The 16,968-nt window shown below is 70.9% G+C and carries 15 protein-coding genes; 8 read left to right on the top strand and 7 right to left on the bottom strand.

The window, feature by feature from the left end:
* Positions 1 to 51 precede the first annotated feature (51 nt).
* On the top strand, positions 52 to 393 hold the full coding sequence (locus tag ACYVK3_RS14875; protein WP_460498116.1) for a sterol carrier family protein: 342 nt from the start codon (positions 52 to 54) through the stop codon (positions 391 to 393).
* Positions 394 to 441: 48 nt separating this feature from the next.
* Here the strand turns inward: ACYVK3_RS14875 and purL are convergent, their stop codons facing one another.
* The 4 genes from purL to purB all read right to left on the bottom strand — a co-directional run bounded on the left by purL (position 442) and on the right by purB (position 5,183).
* Complete coding sequence (gene purL / locus ACYVK3_RS14870) at positions 442 to 2,721, bottom strand: phosphoribosylformylglycinamidine synthase subunit PurL (protein ID WP_460498115.1); 2,280 nt, start codon at positions 2,719 to 2,721, stop codon at positions 442 to 444.
* Complete coding sequence (gene purQ, locus ACYVK3_RS14865) at positions 2,718 to 3,401, bottom strand: phosphoribosylformylglycinamidine synthase subunit PurQ (protein ID WP_460498114.1); 684 nt, start codon at positions 3,399 to 3,401, stop codon at positions 2,718 to 2,720. Before purQ ends, purL begins: the two co-directional genes overlap by 4 nt.
* Complete coding sequence (purS, locus tag ACYVK3_RS14860; RefSeq protein WP_460498113.1) at positions 3,398 to 3,658, bottom strand: phosphoribosylformylglycinamidine synthase subunit PurS; 261 nt, start codon at positions 3,656 to 3,658, stop codon at positions 3,398 to 3,400. The genes purQ and purS overlap by 4 nt, the downstream gene beginning before the upstream one ends.
* A 106-nt stretch (positions 3,659 to 3,764) precedes the next feature.
* A complete protein-coding gene (gene purB / locus ACYVK3_RS14855; protein ID WP_460498112.1) occupies positions 3,765 to 5,183 on the bottom strand; it encodes a lyase family protein in 1,419 nt (472 codons plus the stop codon).
* Between the two features lie 89 nt (positions 5,184 to 5,272).
* On the opposite strand from purB, the gene purD reads away from it, so the two are divergent.
* Positions 5,273 to 6,493, top strand: coding sequence for a phosphoribosylamine--glycine ligase (purD, locus tag ACYVK3_RS14850; RefSeq protein WP_460498111.1), 1,221 nt, complete (start codon positions 5,273 to 5,275; stop codon positions 6,491 to 6,493).
* 45 nt (positions 6,494 to 6,538) lie between these two features.
* Here purD and ACYVK3_RS14845 read toward each other — a convergent pair whose 3' ends face one another.
* A complete protein-coding gene (locus tag ACYVK3_RS14845; RefSeq protein WP_460498110.1) occupies positions 6,539 to 7,753 on the bottom strand; it encodes an arginine deiminase in 1,215 nt (404 codons plus the stop codon).
* Between the two features lie 238 nt (positions 7,754 to 7,991).
* On the opposite strand from ACYVK3_RS14845, the gene ACYVK3_RS14840 reads away from it, so the two are divergent.
* Entirely contained in the window at positions 7,992 to 8,306 is a 315-nt protein-coding gene (locus tag ACYVK3_RS14840) for a hypothetical protein (protein WP_460498109.1), read from the top strand.
* On the opposite strand, the gene ACYVK3_RS14835 is transcribed toward ACYVK3_RS14840, so the two are convergent.
* Positions 8,303 to 10,279, bottom strand: a complete 1,977-nt coding sequence (locus tag ACYVK3_RS14835; protein ID WP_460498108.1) for a hypothetical protein — start codon at positions 10,277 to 10,279, stop codon at positions 8,303 to 8,305. The genes ACYVK3_RS14840 and ACYVK3_RS14835 overlap by 4 nt on opposite strands.
* Before the next feature lie 176 nt (positions 10,280 to 10,455).
* Between ACYVK3_RS14835 and ACYVK3_RS14830 the strand changes: the two genes are divergently transcribed.
* From ACYVK3_RS14830 to ACYVK3_RS14820, 3 genes are all read left to right on the top strand, one after another.
* Positions 10,456 to 11,451 carry a hypothetical protein gene (locus ACYVK3_RS14830; protein WP_460498107.1) on the top strand — a complete coding sequence of 332 codons (996 nt, stop codon included), beginning with the start codon at positions 10,456 to 10,458 and terminating at the stop codon, positions 11,449 to 11,451.
* A gap of 383 nt (positions 11,452 to 11,834) precedes the next feature.
* A complete protein-coding gene (locus ACYVK3_RS14825) occupies positions 11,835 to 12,806 on the top strand; it encodes a serine hydrolase (protein WP_460498106.1) in 972 nt (323 codons plus the stop codon).
* Positions 12,807 to 12,842: 36 nt separating this feature from the next.
* Complete coding sequence (locus ACYVK3_RS14820) at positions 12,843 to 14,204, top strand: FAD-binding oxidoreductase (protein ID WP_460498105.1); 1,362 nt, start codon at positions 12,843 to 12,845, stop codon at positions 14,202 to 14,204.
* 316 nt (positions 14,205 to 14,520) lie between these two features.
* On the opposite strand, the gene ACYVK3_RS14815 is transcribed toward ACYVK3_RS14820, so the two are convergent.
* On the bottom strand, positions 14,521 to 15,279 hold the full coding sequence (locus ACYVK3_RS14815) for an aminotransferase class IV (protein WP_460498104.1): 759 nt from the start codon (positions 15,277 to 15,279) through the stop codon (positions 14,521 to 14,523).
* Between the two features lie 184 nt (positions 15,280 to 15,463).
* On the opposite strand from ACYVK3_RS14815, the gene ACYVK3_RS14810 reads away from it, so the two are divergent.
* Both ACYVK3_RS14810 and ygfZ read left to right on the top strand, forming a co-directional pair.
* On the top strand, positions 15,464 to 15,901 hold the full coding sequence (locus ACYVK3_RS14810) for a Fur family transcriptional regulator (RefSeq protein WP_460498103.1): 438 nt from the start codon (positions 15,464 to 15,466) through the stop codon (positions 15,899 to 15,901).
* Positions 15,902 to 15,921: 20 nt separating this feature from the next.
* Positions 15,922 to 16,953, top strand: a complete 1,032-nt coding sequence (gene ygfZ, locus ACYVK3_RS14805) for a CAF17-like 4Fe-4S cluster assembly/insertion protein YgfZ (protein ID WP_460498505.1) — start codon at positions 15,922 to 15,924, stop codon at positions 16,951 to 16,953.
* Positions 16,954 to 16,968 lie beyond the last annotated feature (15 nt).

The raw sequence follows: 16,968 nt of genomic DNA, 5'->3' as shown, positions 1-16,968 counted from the left end.
GAGTCGGGCGACGCCACCTGGCGAAGTCTAACCTGCTTTGAAGGAAACGCTATGGACGCTGTGGTCGACGCCATCGCCGCGATCGACAACGACGAGGCCCCGGACCGCGAGACGCTCAAGGCCGCGGTGCGCGATCTGCTCAAGATGCTGGCGGACACGGCCCCAGGTCACTCCGTCGAGGTACGGGTGCCGCCCTACGGCGCGGTGCAGTGCGTCGAGGGGCCCAGGCACCGGCGCGGGACTCCGCCGAACGTCATCGAGTGCGAGCCGATCGTCTTCGTCGAACTGGCCACCGGCCGCCTCGGATTCGCCGAGGCCCTCGCCGCGGGAAAGGTCGCCGCCTCCGGTCAGCGGGCCGACCTCTCGGAGTATCTGCCGCTCGTGCATGCATGAACGGCGAACGGCCCGCCCCTTCGGGGACGGGCCGTCGTCATGTTCGGACTACTCGCCGAGCTTCGCGCCGATGCGGCCCTTCCAGGCCGCGTCGATCTCCTCGCGCCCGATGTCGAAGTGGTCTCGCAGGTGCAGCCCGTCGGTGTTCGAGTCGGCCACGCCCAGCGGCGTGATCGGCAGCCCGCGCTGCTCGCACGCCGACCGCACCGCCAGCTCCTGGCCGCGCGGGATGACGATGAGCACCCGGCCCGACGATTCGCTGAACAGATAGGTGAACGGGTCGGCGCCCTCCGGCAGCAGGATCTGCGCGCCCATGCCGGACTGGCTGATCGCCTCCACCAGCGCCTGCGCGAGCCCGCCCTCGGACAGGTCGTGCGCGGCGGCCACCTGCTCGTTGGCGGCCAGGCGCGAGAGCAGCTCGGCGAGCTTCATCTCGTGGTCGAGGTCGACCTTCGGCGGGACGCCGCCGAGGTGGCGGTGCTTCGCCCAGGCCCACTCCGAGCCGGACAGCTCCTCCTCGGTGGTGCCGATGATCGCGATCGTGTCGCCCGCCCGGCCCAGGCCCAGCGGGATGCGCCGGGCGACGTCGTCGATGACGCCCAGGACGCCGATGACCGGCGTCGGGTGGATAGCCTCGCGGCCGGTCTGGTTGTAGAAGGACACGTTCCCGCCGGTGACGGGGATGCCCAGGTGCCGGCAGGCGTCGGCGATCCCGGTGACGGCCCGCTCGAACTGCCACATCACGTGCGGGTCCTCGGGCGAGCCGAAGTTGAGGCAGTCGCTGACGGCGATCGGCGTGGCGCCGGTGACGGCGACGTTCCGGTAGGCCTCGGCGAGCGCCAGCTGCGCCCCCACGTACGGGTCGAGCCGCGCGAAGCGGCCGTTGCCGTCGAGTGAGATCGCGATGCCCACGCCGGTGCGCTCGTCCAGGCGCACGAGGCCGGCGTCGTGCGGGGCGCCGAGCACCGTGTTGCCGAGCACCGAGGAGTCGTACTGCTCGGTGATCCACGTCTTGTCGCACAGGTTCGGGCTGGCGGCCATGTCCAGGACGGTCTGGCGGATCTCCTCGTCCGTGGCCGGACGCGGCAGCGTCTCGGCCCGGTCGACGGCGATGAGCGCCAGGTCGTTGGGCTCGGCGATCGGCCGGTTGTAGACCGGGCCCTCGTCGGCGAGGCTCGCCGGCGGGACGTCGACGACGGTCTGGCCGTGGTAGTCGATGACCAGGCGACCGGTGTCGGTGACGGTGCCGATCGCGGTGGCCAGCAGACCCCATCGGTGCGCGCGGGCCAGGACGTTCTCGACGTTCGCCGGGTCGACGATGAGGAGCATCCGCTCCTGCGACTCCGAGGCGAGGATGTCGTGCGGCTCCATGCCCGCCGCACGCAGCGGCACGAGTTCGAGGTCGACGTGCATGCCGCCGTCGCCGGCGGCCGCGGTCTCCGAGAGCGCGCAGGTGAGCCCGGCGCCGCCCAGGTCTTGGACGCCGACGACGAGGCCGGTGTCGAACAGCTCCAGGCACGCCTCGATGAGCAGCTTCTCGGTGAACGGGTCGCCGACCTGCACGCTGGGGCGCGAGTCGGAGTCGTCGTCCTCGGAGAAGGTGGCGCTGGCGAGCACGGAGACGCCGCCGATGCCGTCGCGGCCGGTCTTGGCGCCCAGCAGGATCACGACGTTGCCGACGCCGCTGGCCTGCATGGACTGGAGGCGCGAGCGCGGCATGACGCCGACGCTGAGCGCGTTCACCAGCGGGTTGCCCTGGTAACAGGGGTCGAAGTAGGTCTCGCCGCCGATGTTGGGCAGGCCGACGCAGTTGCCGTAGTGGCCGACGCCGTCGACGACACCGGGCAGGACCCGGGCCGTGTCGGGATGGTCGATGTCACCGAAGCGCAGCGAGTCCATGACGGCGATCGGGCGGGCGCCCATCGCGATGATGTCGCGGATGATGCCGCCGACGCCGGTGGCGGCGCCCTGCTTCGGTTCCACATACGAGGGATGGTTGTGGGACTCGACCTTGAACGTCACCGCGAGGTTCTCGTCGATGGCGACCACGCCGGCGTTCTCGCCGATCCCGGCGAGCAGGCGCGGCGTTCGCGGGTTCTTCTCCCCGAACTGGCGCAGGTGGACCTTGCTGGACTTGTACGAGCAGTGCTCGGACCACATGATCGAGTACATGGCGAGCTCGGCCTGCGTGGGCCGGCGTTCGAGGATCTCGCGGATGCGCTCGTACTCGTCCTCTTTGAGGCCCAACTCGGCGTACGGCTGCTTCTCGTCGGGCGTGGCGTCGGCGACGCCCACGGTGTCTATGACGACGTTGAGCTGTGCGCTCATCTCGCGGCTCCCTCACTCAGGTGGGCCAGGACCGAGGCGATGACGCCGAGCCCGTCGGTGGACGGGCCGGTGAGCGCCTCGACGGCGTGCTCGGGGTGCGGCATGAGGCCGACGACGTTCCCGGCCTCGTTCGCGATCCCGGCGATGTCGCGCATCGCGCCGTTGGGGTTGTCGAGGTAGCGGAAGACGACCTGGCCGCCCGCCTCGAGACGGTCGAGGGTCTCCTCGTCCGCCACGTAGCGTCCCTCGCCGTGCTTGGCGGGGAAGAGGACCTCGGCGCCGGACTCGTAGGCGGCCGTCCACGCCGTGCGGTTCGTCTCGACCCGCAGGCGGGCGGGGCGGTTGCGGTAGCGCAGGTGCGCGTTGCTCACGAGCGCGCCGGGCAGCAGGTGCGATTCGCACAGCACCTGGAAGCCGTTGCAGACGCCGATCACCGGAAGGCCGCGGTCGGCCGCCTCGCGGACGAGCCCCATGACCTCGGAGAAGCGGGCGATCGCGCCGCAGCGCAGATAGTCGCCATAGGAGAAGCCGCCGGGCAGGATGACGGCGTCGACGCTGCGGAGCATCGCGTCGTCGTGCCACAGCGCCACCGGCTCGCCGCCGCCGAGGTACACGGCGCGCGCCGCGTCGCGGTCGTCGAGCGAACCGGGGAAGGTGACGATGCCGATGCGGGCGCTCATGCGGGTTCTCCGGCCCCTTCGACGATCGAGACGTCGAAGCTCTCGATGACGGGGTTCGCCAGGAGCTTGTCGGCGATGGTCTGCGCCTGCTCCTCGACGTTCCGGGCGGCGTCGTCGAACTCGATCTCGACGCGCTTGCCGATACGCACCGATGTCACATCGTTGACACCGAGGCGTGGCAGCGCCCCGAGCACGGCCTCGCCCTGCGGGTCGAGGATCTCGGACTTCAGCATCACGTCGACCACTACACGGGCCACGGTCGCACTCCTGTCGGTCACATGGACGGAACAGGACCAAGCTTATTCACGCGTTCTGACCAGGGCCACTAGCGCGCTCAGGGTGTCGGTGCCACGTCACAGCGAATCAGAGGATGCCGCCGGGTCGATAAGCGGCGGCCTCAGGGTGCGTTTTCGCGGCGGCGGCCACTCTGTCGGCAACCCTGTCCACCTGGTCTCCCGCCGCCCCAACGAATTCGCTCGTATCGGCTACCAGCGCGGTCAGCGCTGGGCCGTCGAGCGGCAGGCGGTCGTCGGCGGCGAGGCGGTCGAACAGGTCGTTCTCCCGCTGCCCCGATTCGCGCATGGCGCGGGCCACTGCGACGGCGTGCTCCTTGATCGCCTCGTGCGCGTCCTCGCGCCCGGCGCCGCGCCGCACGGCCTCCATGAGGACCTTTGTCGAGGTCAGGAAGGGCAGGTACCGGTCGAGCTCGGCGCCGACGACGGCCGGGTAGGCCCCGAAGTTGTCGAGCACCGTGAGAAACGTCTCATAAAGTCCGTCGACGGCGAAGAACAGGTCGGGAAGGGCCACACGGCGCACCACCGAGCAGGAGACATCGCCTTCGTTCCACTGGTCGCCGGCGAGCTCGCCGAGCATCGTCGCGTAGCCGCGGGCGACGACGGCGAGGCCGCCCACGCGCTCGGAAGAGCGCGTGTTCATCTTGTGCGGCATCGCCGAGGAGCCGACCTGTCCGGGCATGAAGCCCTCGGTCGCCAGCTCGGCGCCGGCCATGAGCCGGATCGTCAGCGCCGCGCTCGAAGGAGCGGCGACGGCCTGGACGAGGGCCGAGCCGACCTCGTAGTCGAGCGAGCGCGGATAGACCTGGCCGACCGAATCCATGACGCGCTCGAAGCCGAGGTGGGAGGCGACGCGCCGTTCGAGCTCGGCGAGCTTGGCCGCGTCGCCGCCGAACAGGTCGAGCATGTCCTGAGCGGTGCCGACAGGCCCCTTGACGCCCCGCAGCGGGTAGCGGCGCAGCAGCTCCTCGATCCGGTCGAAGGCGACGAGCAGCTCCTCGGCCCAGGACGCGAACCGCTTCCCCAGGGTGGTGGCCTGAGCGGGCACGTTGTGGCTGCGCCCGGCCATGACCAGGTCCCGGTACTGCTCGGCGCGCGCGCCGAGCCGCACGAGGGCGGCGACGATGCGGTCGCGGACGAGCTCGAGCGAGTGGCGCACCTGCATCTGCTCGACGTTCTCGGTCAGGTCGCGGCTGGTCATGCCCTTGTGGATGTGCTGGTGGCCGGCCAGGTCGGAGAACTCCTCGATGCGGGCCTTGACGTCGTGCTTGGTGACGCGTTCGCGCTCGGTGATCGAGCCGAGGTCGACCGTCTCGAGGACGCGCTCGTAGTCGGCGATCACACCGTCGGGAACGGTCACGCCCAGATCGCTCTGGGCCTTGAGCACCGCCAGCCACAGCCGCCGCTCGGCCTTGATCTTGCCGACGGGGTCCCAGATGTCGCGCATCTGGCCGGACGCGTACCGCTCGGCGAGCACATTCGGAGTCACGGGGCCATCATGACATCGCGCGGCCGTACGGGGGCACGGCGTCGGCGCGGTCTGTTAACCAGGCCGTATCCACACAGTAAGCTGACCGGGTGCGAGTACTCCTGATCGGCAACGGCGGCCGCGAGCACGCCCTGGCCGCGGCCCTGGCCGGCGACGAATCCGTAGACGCGCTCATCTGCGCCCCCGGGAACCCGGGCATGGCGCGGCTCGGCGAGTGCGTCCCCGTGAACGCCGGCGACCCGGCCTCGGTCGCGGCCCTCGCGGTCACCTCGGCCGCCGACCTCGTCATCGTCGGCCCCGAGGCCCCGCTGGTGGCCGGCGTCGCCGACGCGGTGCGCGCCAAGGGCATCCCGGTGTACGGGCCGGGGCGCGAGGCCGCCCGCATCGAGGGTTCGAAGGCCTTCGCGAAGGACGTCATGGCCGCCGCGGGCGTGCCGACCGCCGAGGCGCTCGCATGCCGGACCGGCGAGGAGATCGAGGCCGCGCTCGACCGCTTCGGCGCGCCCTACGTCGTCAAGGACGACGGGCTGGCGGCCGGCAAGGGCGTGATCGTCACCGACGACCGCGAGGCGGCCCTGGCGCACGCGCTCGAATGCGGCAGCGTGGTCATCGAGGAGTACCTCGACGGCCCCGAGGTCTCGCTGTTCGTCGTCACCGACGGCGAGGCGGCCCGGCCGATGCTGCCCGCGCAGGACTTCAAGCGGATCGGCGAGGGCGGGACCGGCCCGAACACCGGCGGGATGGGCGCCTACACGCCGCTGCCGTGGGCGCCGGACGACCTGGTGGACGAGATCATGGAACGCGTCGCCGAGCCCACGCTCGCCGAGCTCGCCCGCCGCGGCACCCCGTTCGTCGGGACCCTGTACTGCGGCCTGGCGCTGACCGCCAAGGGCCTCAAGGTCGTCGAGTTCAACGCCCGTTTCGGCGACCCCGAGATCCAGGCGGTCCTCGCGCTGCTGGAGACCCCGCTGGGCGAGCTGCTGTACGCCGCCGCCACCGGCAAGCTCGCCGACATCGGCTCGCTGCGGTGGAGGGACGGCGCCGCCGTCTGCGTCGTCGTCGCCAACGACGGCTACCCGGAGCAACCCGTGACCGGGCGGCCGCTGTACGGCGCCGACGGGCCGGGGGTGTTCCACGCGGGGACCGCGATGGACGCCGCCGGGCAGCTCATCGCCTCCGGAGGGCGGGTGCTCGACTGCGTCGGGACGGGCGGCTCGGTGGCGCAGGCCCGCCAGGCGGCCTACCTCCTCGCCGAGGCCGTCAAGCTCGAAGGCGGCTACTTCCGCAGGGACATCGCCGCCAACATCTAGGCGCTCGGTCGCCGGTGGTCCAAGGCCGTACGGGGACGACAGGCCCTACTCGGGCAGTCGGTCCCTGGCGATCGGGCACGACATGCACCGCGGTCCGCCTCGTCCGCTGCCGAGCTCCGAACCGGGGATCGTCATGGTCTTGATGCCGGCCCGTTCGAGGCGGGCGTTGGTGACCGTGTTGCGCTCGTAGGCGACCGCGATGCCCGGGGCCAGAGCGAGCGTGTTGTTCCCGTCGTCCCACTGCTCGCGCTCGGCGGTGACGACGTCGCGCTCTCCGGTGTGGATGATCTCGATCCGGTCGACGCCGATGGCGTCGGCCGCGGCGGCGAGGAAGGGCCGCGGCCCCGAGATGTCCATGTCCTCGCCGTCGGCGTGCAGCGTGTAGGCCTCCAGTCGTCCCTCGGCCGGGGCGTACATGACCATGCGGTGGGCGTCGACCATCGTGCAGACCGTGTCGAGGTGCATCGTGGCGCGGCGCTGCGCGATCGGCACCGCCAGGACGGTGTGGACGGTGCCGCGCTCGAAGACGCGGCGGGCCAGCCGTTCGACTCCCGCCGGGGTGGTGCGCTCGCCGACGCCGACGGCGAGCACGCCGGGTGCCAGGGCGAGGACGTCGCCGCCTTCGAGGTGCTCCAGCGACGGGTCGTAGATCTTGGGGACGTCGGCGAAGCGCTGATGGTGGCGGTAGATGACGCCGGTCAGGGTGGTCTCGCGCCGCCGCGCGGGCATCGCGAGGCTGGTGACGGCGACGGCGTCGCCGATCCACACCGAGGAGTCGCGGGTGAACATCATGTTCGGCAGCGGATCGATGACGAAGTCGGTGCCGCGCATCAGGCGGTGGCGCAGGCTCCCCGAGGAGCCGAACTCCTCCTTGGTGAGCCCTTCGACGAGGACCGAGGCGAGCCGGTCGGGGTCGAGGTCGGCCAGGTAGGCGCGCAGTTCGTGGCCGAGGATCTGGCCGAGGTGCGGGTCGGAGGAGACCGAGGCGATGACCTCCTCGCGGGCCGCCGGCAGGTACAGGCACTCGGTGAGCAGCGCGCCGACGTAGAGCACCTCGACGCCGTGTTCGAGGAGGGTCCGCGCGAACCGGTCGTGCTCGGCCTGGGCGCGCTCGACCCACGGGATGCCGTCGAACAGCAGCGCGCCGTTGTTGCGCGGGGTCAGGCGGCGCAGCTCGCCGCCGGGGCGGTGCAGCATGACGCTGCGCAGCGCACCCACTTCCGAGTCGACGCCGTACGACGAATGCTCACTCGAACTCATGATCCAGACAATAGAGGCATGGGCACCGAAGATCAACTTTTCTCTGTTAACGTGAATCCACTGAGCGTGACGACTACCCCCGGGATATCCATTGACACAACTGGAATTGGTCATCCCGCTTCGCTCCACGGCACCCGGCACTGATGGCAGACACCTCCACCCAGGGCTGGTCCCGTGGCGCGCCGCGGTTTGCGCCAGCACCGACGCATGCATCCTGCTGTCAGCGGACACCAGGATCGTGGCGATCGCCGAGGCGGCCCGGCAGTTGCTGGGCCTCGAGTCCGACGTCGCGGTCGCCAAACCGCGCTTCCTCGACTGCGGCCTGAGCTTCCTCGACTTCACCGCCGGCGCGCAGCCGCTCCGGGACGTCGACCTCGCCCGTCTCGCACCGGTGCAGGCGCTGCAGACGGACGCGTCGGAGCGCAGCCTCATCCGCATCGACCGGCGCGGCGTCCACCGGACGTTCGACGTGGTGGCCTCACCGCTCCACTCGCCACCGCAGCTCGACGCCATCGGAACGCTCGCGTTCTTCACGCCGGTGGGGCCGGTCTAGAGCGTGTCGCCGCTGCCGAGGTGGTAGATCACGGCGCGGTCGGTGCGCTCGACCTCGATGCCGAAGGGATCGGTCTCGTGGTCCAGCCCGTCCCAGCCGCTGCCCGGCAGCCACTCGGGGATGACCACGACCGTCTCGATCCCGGCCTCCTGCAGCGACATGATCGCATCCGCGCTCGGGAACTCCTCAGACATCTGCCGGATCCCGGCCTGCTCGTCCGGCGTGAACGCCGCGATCCCGTTGGCCATCTCCGGGAAGCCGTCGATGCTCCAGTACTGCACGCGCGTGTCCCTCCCGTCCGAGGGCAGGAACAGCACCGGTCCTTCCAGAGCGGACATGGAGACCGGGGACTGTTCCGGCACGCGGTTCTCGGCGACGGTCAGACCCTCCATGAGCACCAGCGCGATCGGCAGGAACAGCAGGGCGTGCACGCGCCGGGGCGCGCGCACCGTCAGCCGCCGGTCCACCCGCGCCTCGTGCGCGACCGCGTCGGCGGCGTCCGCGATGCGCGTCAACGTCCCGGCCGCCAGGACGGCCAGCAGCAATGTCATGTAGATGACCAGCCGCCCCGGGGTGCGGATCGCGTCGAATCCGGGCACGTAGTCGTACAGCAGCCCCCACGCCCAGGCGCCGTCGTCCAGGAAGTTCGGTCCCATCGCCAGCGCCGTGGTGGCGAAGAGTCCCACCGCCAGCCAGAACCGCTGCCACCGGCTCCAGGACGACCACACCAGGCCCGCCAGCGCCAATGACAGCAGCGTGAATCCGACCAGCAGCGCCTGCTCGGGCGCCCACGTCAGGTCGGCGCGGGCCGCCTCGTGCGCAGCGCCCCACAGCCGGGACTCCTCGGGCGCGATGACGAAGCTCTGCCACGTCGGGCTGAACCAGCCGATGTACTCGTAGTCGCGCACCGCCTCGGGGTAGGCGCGCGCCACGACCGCGTGCTTGTCGGCGATCCACAGCACGCCGAGGCTGAAGACGGTGCCGCCCAGCCCGTTGGCCGCGAGGGTCTGCCAGCGCAGTCGCGGGCGCTTGGCCAGCCAGAAGCAGCCGACGACGGCGCCGATCACGAGCAGCAGGTACACGAACGGGACGCCCAATCCGGCGCCGATGCTGAACTGCCACAGCGCGCACAGCCATCCGGCGAGGATCCACCCGGGGCGCTGGCGTTCGGGCTTGAATCCCTCGCGCAGCGACCAGCCGTGGCCGCGGGCGAGCATCGCCAGCGCGAGGGCGATGCCGCCGCACGAGAGCACCTGGAGGTGCCCGGCCTGGCCGAGCTTCCAGGGGGCGTAGGCGAACGCGGCCGCGGCGACGGCCGAACCGGCGACGCGCGCGCCGAGTTGGCGCAGCAGCGCGTAGGCGCCGAGGAACGCCAGCGCGAACGATCCCATGTAGAGCACGTTGTAGACGACGAGCGCGCTGGTGGTGTCGGTGGCGAACAGCGCCGCCGGCGCATAGCCGAGCAGCGTGTCGGTGAACAGGTATGAGTCGCGGGCCGGCCAGAAGCTGTTGGTGTCCCAGATCCCGGCGGGGTCCTCGCGCAGCGAGTGCCCGACCCAGCCGAGGATGTAGGTGAGCAGCAGCGGGTCGCCGGTGTCGTGCGGGATGACCTTGTCGACGTCCTTGGCGAGCGGCCAGGTCATGGCGACGGCCATCAGGGCGCTCGCGAGCGCGGTGAGCGTCCATTCGCTGGCGGCGGCGCGGCGGGCGAGGCGGGCGACGCGCGTCATGCGGCCGAGGCGGTGCCGGCCGGTGTCGGCGGTGCCGTCGTCCGCTTCCCCGGCTCCGGCGGCGAAGCGGCGCCAGCGCTCCGCGTCGGGAACGGCGTCGGCGTCAGTCGGCGCGCCGGCTTTCCCGTCGCGTTGGGGCGCCTCGGGTTCGGCCGGGTCCTTCGGCGGCTCGTCGGCTTCACCGAGGCCGGTACCGGACTCGGGTCCTTCCTCTGCTTCAGATGCGTTGTCGGTGATCGACATGGGGAGGTCTCGCCGTCTCGAGTAGTCGTTTCTCGGCACATCCTACGGACTCCGGCATTTCTCGGCTCGGGAGCCGTCACCTATCCGCCACTCGCTCGTTGAACGAGGTTGAGACCTGATTCCCGTTGATCAACAGTTCAGTTCGCACCCGGATACGCAGTTGGAGATTCATAGGCATGGGAAGACACACCACGAAGCTCGGGGAGTCACCCACGGCGAAGCGCGCGAGCCGTAAATCGACTCGGCGAGCCGAGACGCGTCCACCCCTGCCGTATCCGGTGCGCGACGGACGCGTGCCGCCCACGGTCCAGGCGGCCGCGGATCGCCGCTCCCATCGGCGCAGGTCGCGCCTGGCGGCGCTCTCGGCGGCATCGATGCTCGCACTCGGCGGCGCGGCCGGCGTGACGATGGCGATGGCCGACGAGCCGGAGGCCTCGGGCGGCGACGAGATCGTCTTCAGCGGCGACTGCGGCACGCTCGGCGTCGTCGCGGCCACCTCGCGGCCGGACGCCTCGGAGATCACGGTGGCCGAGGGCTCGCAGGTGCGGTACACGAACGCGCTCGGCACCGCTGCCGAGTTGCACGTCGGCACCGAGACCTACGACATCGGCGCGGGCTCGACCCAGGTGTTCGTCATGAACCGCTCGGCCGAGATCGCCATGGTCCCCGACTGCCGGGGCCTGTTCGCGCAGTACGACTCCGCGCAGGTCAACGTCGTGGACCCGCCCAAGTCCGAGGAGCAGGACAACGCGGGCGACGAGGGCCCGGCCACCGGCGAGCTGCCGAGCCAGGACTCGGGCGCCGAGCCGGACGACTCCGATGCGCCGTCCGGGCAGAGCGGCGAGGACGGTGACGCGCCGGGTGGCGAGGACACCGTCGACCAAGGCGAGGACCCGGCCGCCGAGGGCGACGACGGCGCGGCCGACGCCGAAGCGCCCGAAGTCGAAGACGAGCGGGCCGAGGAAGAGGACGTGAACTCGTTCGGCCTCGGCGGCACCGACGATGCGGACGGCGCGGACTTCACCACGGCCGGCGACGAGGTCGTCGCCGTCGACCCGAAGGCCGTCTCCAACGGCGCGAGCGGGCTGCTCGCGCTGGTCGCGATCGTCTGCCTGGTCGGCGTGAGCGCCGCGGTGATGCGCACGATTCTGAAGCAGCGGGCGATGGCTTGATCGCCCCCGAGACGGCCCGGGAAGCGGCGGGCGTCAGGTCCGCCGCGCGCCCGGGCGACAGCCGCGGTTCCGGCTCGCCGGTTCCGGGGCGCCACACGGTGGAGTCTCCGTGAGGCACTGAGTCCGGGCGCTCGTCGGTGGCCATTCCTCCCCAGGTCCCACACCGATCACCCAGGTCAGTGCCTCACGGCCCAGCCTCCGAGGGCCGTGGGCGCCCACCGCGGGCGGCGCCGTCCGGGCGTTCCCGCCCTCGCGGCGCGAGCGGAGCCTGTGAGCGGTGCACCGGTAGGCCACCCGGCTCGTCGTCTGATGGAGGTTTGCTTTAGCGTGGGCCGGAGTCCTTTGTCAGCGCTCCCCCAGCCCTAGAGTCAGGTACCCCCAAAGTGACGTCCAAGCCGAAAACTTCGCGGCGGCTCTGGCCCTACCTCGCCGTCCCGGCTCTCGCGGTCCTCGTCGCGGCCACTATCTACATCGGTGACTTCACCGCCGAGGACGTCGGTCTCGGTGGCGCCACCACCAGTGACGACAGCCTGCCCGGATCGCAGATCGACGCGTCCTCGCTGGCCGGCTCCGACCTCCAGCCCGACCCGGCCGAGCAGCATGAGGCCGCGCAGGGGAAGCTCCAGGGGATGCTTCAGGAGGCCGTCGACGCCCACCTGGCCGAGCTCGACGACGAGAACCTCTACGCCTCCATCGCCGTCAGCGACGGCGAGTTCGAGCTCGACTACAACGGCGGCGAGCAGCGCGACACCGCCTCGATCGTCAAGGTCGAGATCCTCGGGATGCTTCTGCTCGAATACGAATCGGTGGACGACATCCCCGACTGGGTCATCGCCGACGCCGAGAAGATGATCCAGGAGTCGGACAACGACGCCACCAACAACATCCTCTTCGGCATCCTCGACGGCCACGCGACCATGCGCGAGGCCCACGCGGTCTTCGGCCTCGACGGCACCGAGCCCGGCGAGGGCGAGCGGTGGGGCCTGACCCGGACCACCGCGTCCGATCAGCTCACGATGCTCGAGGGCGCGCTCTTCGAAGGCGTGCTGAACGCCGAGCAGATCGAGCTGGCCCGCTCGCTCATGAGCGAACTGGCCGAGTTCCAGCAGTGGGGCGTCGTCGCCGGTGCCGAGGACGGCGAGACCGTGTGGATGAAGAACGGCTGGGACACCCGCGACGAGGTCGGCGGCGAATGGGTCGTCAACTCGATCGGCGTCATCGCCGGCGACACCGAGGAACCGATCATGCTCTCGATCCTCACCGGCGGCTCACCGTCGGAGGCGGACGGCATCGCCCTGGTCGAGGACCTCGCCGAGATCGCGCGCGGTGTGGTCGACACCGATCCCTACGCCTAGGACAGGGCCCCGAACGCGAGCTGTGACAATCACGGCATGAGCGATCTGCAAACTGCACTGGCCGACGCGGGCGTCGCCGCGGTGTTCGACGCCGACATCCTCGCCGCCCACTCGTTCGATCACGCCCGACTCGTCGCGCCCGGCCGCGCCGCGGCGCTGGTCAGGGCCGGTTCGACCGAGGAGGTCGCCGCCGTCATGCGGGTCGCGAGCGACCTGCGCGTGCCGGTGGTGCCGCAGGGGGCGCGCACCGGCCTGGCCGGCTCGGCCACCGCCGTCGACGGGGCGATCCTGCTCGACGTCTCGCCGATGGATTCGATCCTGGAGCTCGACCCGGTCAACCGGATCGCGGTGTGCCAGCCGGGGGTCCGCAACGCCGCGATCTCCGAGGCCGCCGCCTCGCACCGCCTGCGCTACGCACCGGATCCCGGTTCGTGGCAGATCTCGACGATCGGCGGCAACATCGCCACCGCCGCCGGGGGCATGTGCTGCGTCAAATACGGCGTCACCGCCGAGTACGTGCTCGGGCTGGAGGTCGTCATGGCCTCCGGCGAGGTCATGCGCTGCGGCCGCCAGACCGCCAAGGGCGTGGCCGGCTACGACCTGGTGCGTCTGTTCTGCGGTTCGGAGGGCACGCTCGGCGTGATCACCGAGGCGACGGTGAAGCTCAGCCCGATCCCGACCGAGCGGCTGACGCTCGCGGCGGTGTTCAGCACCACCGCCGCGGCGGGAACGGCGGTCACCTCGATCATGGCCTCCGGGTCGCAGCCGAGCCTGCTCGAACTCATCGACAACGTGCATCTGCGCGCCCTCGAAGACATGCGGCCCATGGGGTTGCCGGTCGAGGCGGCCGCGCTGCTGCTCGTCGCGGCCGACACCGATCCGTCCGCCGAGCTCGCCGAGATCGAGCGGCTGTGCGAGGCCGCCGGCGCCACCGAGGTCTACCGGGCGACCGACGCGACGGAGGCGGACGCACTGCTGGAGTCGCGTCGCTCGGCCTATCACGCGATGGAGCGGCTGGGCACGGTCCTGGTCGACGACGTCGCGGTGCCGCGTTCGCGGCTGGCCGAGGCTCTCGACGGGGTCGCGGCGGCGGCCGAGCGCCACGGCGTGGTGATCGGCGTCATCGCCCACGCCGGCGACGGCAATCTGCATCCGAACATCGTCGTCCACCCCGAGGACGAGGCCTCCGTGGCGGCCGGCGAGGCGGCGTTCGACGAGATCCTCGAGATGGCGCTGGCGATGGGCGGCACGATCACCGGCGAACACGGCGTCGGGATGCTCAAACGCGATTGGCTGGCGAAGGAAGTGGACCCGGTGAACCTGGCGGTGCAGCGCCGGATCAAGGAAGCGCTCGATCCGCTGGGGATTCTCAATCCCGGGAAGGTGCTGGCCGGCTGAAACGCGGCGAGAGCCGTCAATGGTCTCGATACGGGGTCGTGTCGGACCTGTGACACATTAATGGGGCCGCAGCGCTTGCCCATTCGCTGCGGCCCCGATAAAGTGGAGGAGCTCCACTTTTCATTGGCACCGGTCGAGCTGTGCCCGATTGCCCTGACCGGTATGTGCCCCCGGATTGTTCCGTGCCTCCCAGAAGACTGCCCATGTCCATCTGTTCGGCTTGTCGGCGTGACCGGAACACTCATTACTATGGGGACCGTCTCTGAGCGCGGCCTGTGGCGAGGCTGGGAGAATCCTGTGAATCGATGCCAAACCGTTACGAAGGCACCTCAAATCCGGTGAGTTTGTGCAGCTCAGCGGTGATGTCGGCTCGCTGAGCAAGGGCCCGGTCATCAATCGATGTGATAAAGGCCACACCCCTCACGGAGGAGGTCAGCCAGGCCGCCTCGACGTCGACCAGCTCCTCCACCGAGATCAATCGCTCGGCGGTCTCCAAGCCGATCTTCGCGGCGTTCTCCAGCACATACGCGCTCGTCGTCCCCGGCAGGATCCCCGTCCACACCGGCGTGGTGCACAGCGTGCCGCCGTCGAGCCACAGCAGCGACGACGTCGGTCCCTCCAGCGCGTAGCCGTCGGCCGAGACCCACAGCGCGTCGTCCGCGCCCTGCGCCTTCGCCCACCGCGTCACCGCCATCATCGAGGCGTACGAGAGCGCCTTCACCCCGCCTAGAAGCCACGGGGCTTTCCCCCGCGCATCGGCATCCACCCCCAAGGACGCCGAGACGATCCGCAGACCGTCGCGCCTGGGCAGGAGGCGCTCGGTCGGCACCGGATCGACCGTCGCGAAGACCGTCAGCGGCCCGCCGTGCTCACGCCCGCGCGTCGCGACCAGGCGCAGCGCGCCCTCGCCGGTCTCGCGCTCGCGCCACGCCGCCAACGCCTGCTCGGCCAGCCCCGCCATCTCCTCCTTCGCGGGGAGATCGAACTCCATGCGCGCGGCCGAGACCGCCATGCGCCGCAGATGCTCGTCGAGCAGGAAGCCCCGCCCGTCGCGCACATTGATCGTCTCGAACACGCCGTCGCCCCGGAGCACCCCGAGGTCGTCAGCGCACAGGATGGGCTCGTCGGAGTCGACGACGCCTCGGTGCAGTACTGCAGTCACTGTTGCCATGACGTCATTCTGCCCCCGCGCCCGCCACCGGGCCCGCGCCCCTAACGGGAGCGGGCACGAACCGCGCGCCGCGAAGTACGATGCAGACATGCCCACCGAAGCCGAGTCTGAGACGCAACTGGCGGCGGTGCTGCGGTCCAAAGGCATGCGCATGACCGCGCAGCGCCAGCTCGTGCTCGAAGCGGTCCGCGAGCTCGGGCACGCCACGCCGGAGCAGATCCACGAACGCATACGAGACCGCGTCGAAGGGGTGAACATCACCACCGTCTACCGCACACTGGACCTCCTCGAAGAGCTCCAGCTGGTCTCCCACACCCACCTCTCCCACGGCGCCCCCACGTACCATCTCGCCGGCGACCGAGGGCATGCCCACCTGGTGTGCCACCGCTGCGGGCGGATCACCGAAGTCGAACCAGCGGTGTTCGCGAACGCGCGCAAGGAGGTGGCCGACAAGACCGGATTCGTCCTCGACGTCGGCCACGTGGCCGTGTTCGGAACCTGCGCCGAATGCTTGGAGAAGCGATGACCGACACAGCCCCGTCCCCGCTGCTGGACCTGCCAGGCGCGGTCGCCGACGAGCGAGGGCGCGTCGCGTGGCACTACGGCCAGCCCCTCGCCGAACAGCGGCGCGCCGCCGAGGCCGGCGCGGTCTTCGACCGCTCCGACCGCGACATCATCGCCGTCACCGGAGCGCCCCGCCTCGAATGGCTCCACTCCCTGTCCACCCAGCATCTGACGAGCCTGCACCCGCACCACGGCACCGAGACGCTGTTCCTGTCACCGACCGGGCGCGTCGAGCACCACGCGAACGTCTTCGACGACGGCGAGACCGTGTGGCTCGACACCGAGCCCGGCGACGGCGAGGCGCTGCTCAGGTTCCTGGAGCTCATGAAGTTCCGCACCGAGGTCGACGTCCGCGACGCCGGAGACGAGTGGGCGCTCATCACCTACACCGCGGGCCGGCCCGACGGCGAGGGCCCGGTCAAGCAGCCCGTCCCCGTCGCCAAGTTCGCCGCCAAGGACCTCCAGGCCGTCCCGACGACCGCCTACCCCGGACAGGCCGTCGACGGCGGCGGGTGGCTGCGCCGCACCGACGCCCTCCAGAAGGGCACCTTCGACCGGCTCGTCAAGCGCGAGGACATCCCCGCCATGCGCGAGGAGGACCCCGAGGCCGCCATCGCCGGCTCGTGGGCGTTCGACGCGCTGCGCGTCGCCGCCGGCTGGCCGCGCTTCGGCGTCGACACCGACGAGCGCACCGTCCCGCACGAGGTCCCGTACTGGCTCGGCAGCGCGGTGCACCTCGACAAGGGCTGCTACCGCGGCCAGGAGACCGTCGCGAAGGTCCACCACATGGGACAGCCGCCACGCCGGCTCGTCCGGCTCCACCTGGACGGCTCCGAGGAGCCCCCGCCCGCGAACGGCACGCCGGTCCTCTTCGACGGCAAGGAGGTCGGCTTCGTCGGCACCGCCGTCCAGCACTACGACGAGGGCCAGATCGCGCTGGCGATGCTCAAGCGCGGCGTCGCCGCACAGACCGACGCGCGTCTCATCGTGGGAGATCAGGCGGCGCACCAGTGAACCCGGCGTTAGTCT

Source organism: Glycomyces tarimensis (assembly GCF_054776215.1).
The sequence above is the reverse complement of the archived record's forward strand: the minus strand, read 5'-3'. Positions and strand labels throughout refer to the sequence as shown.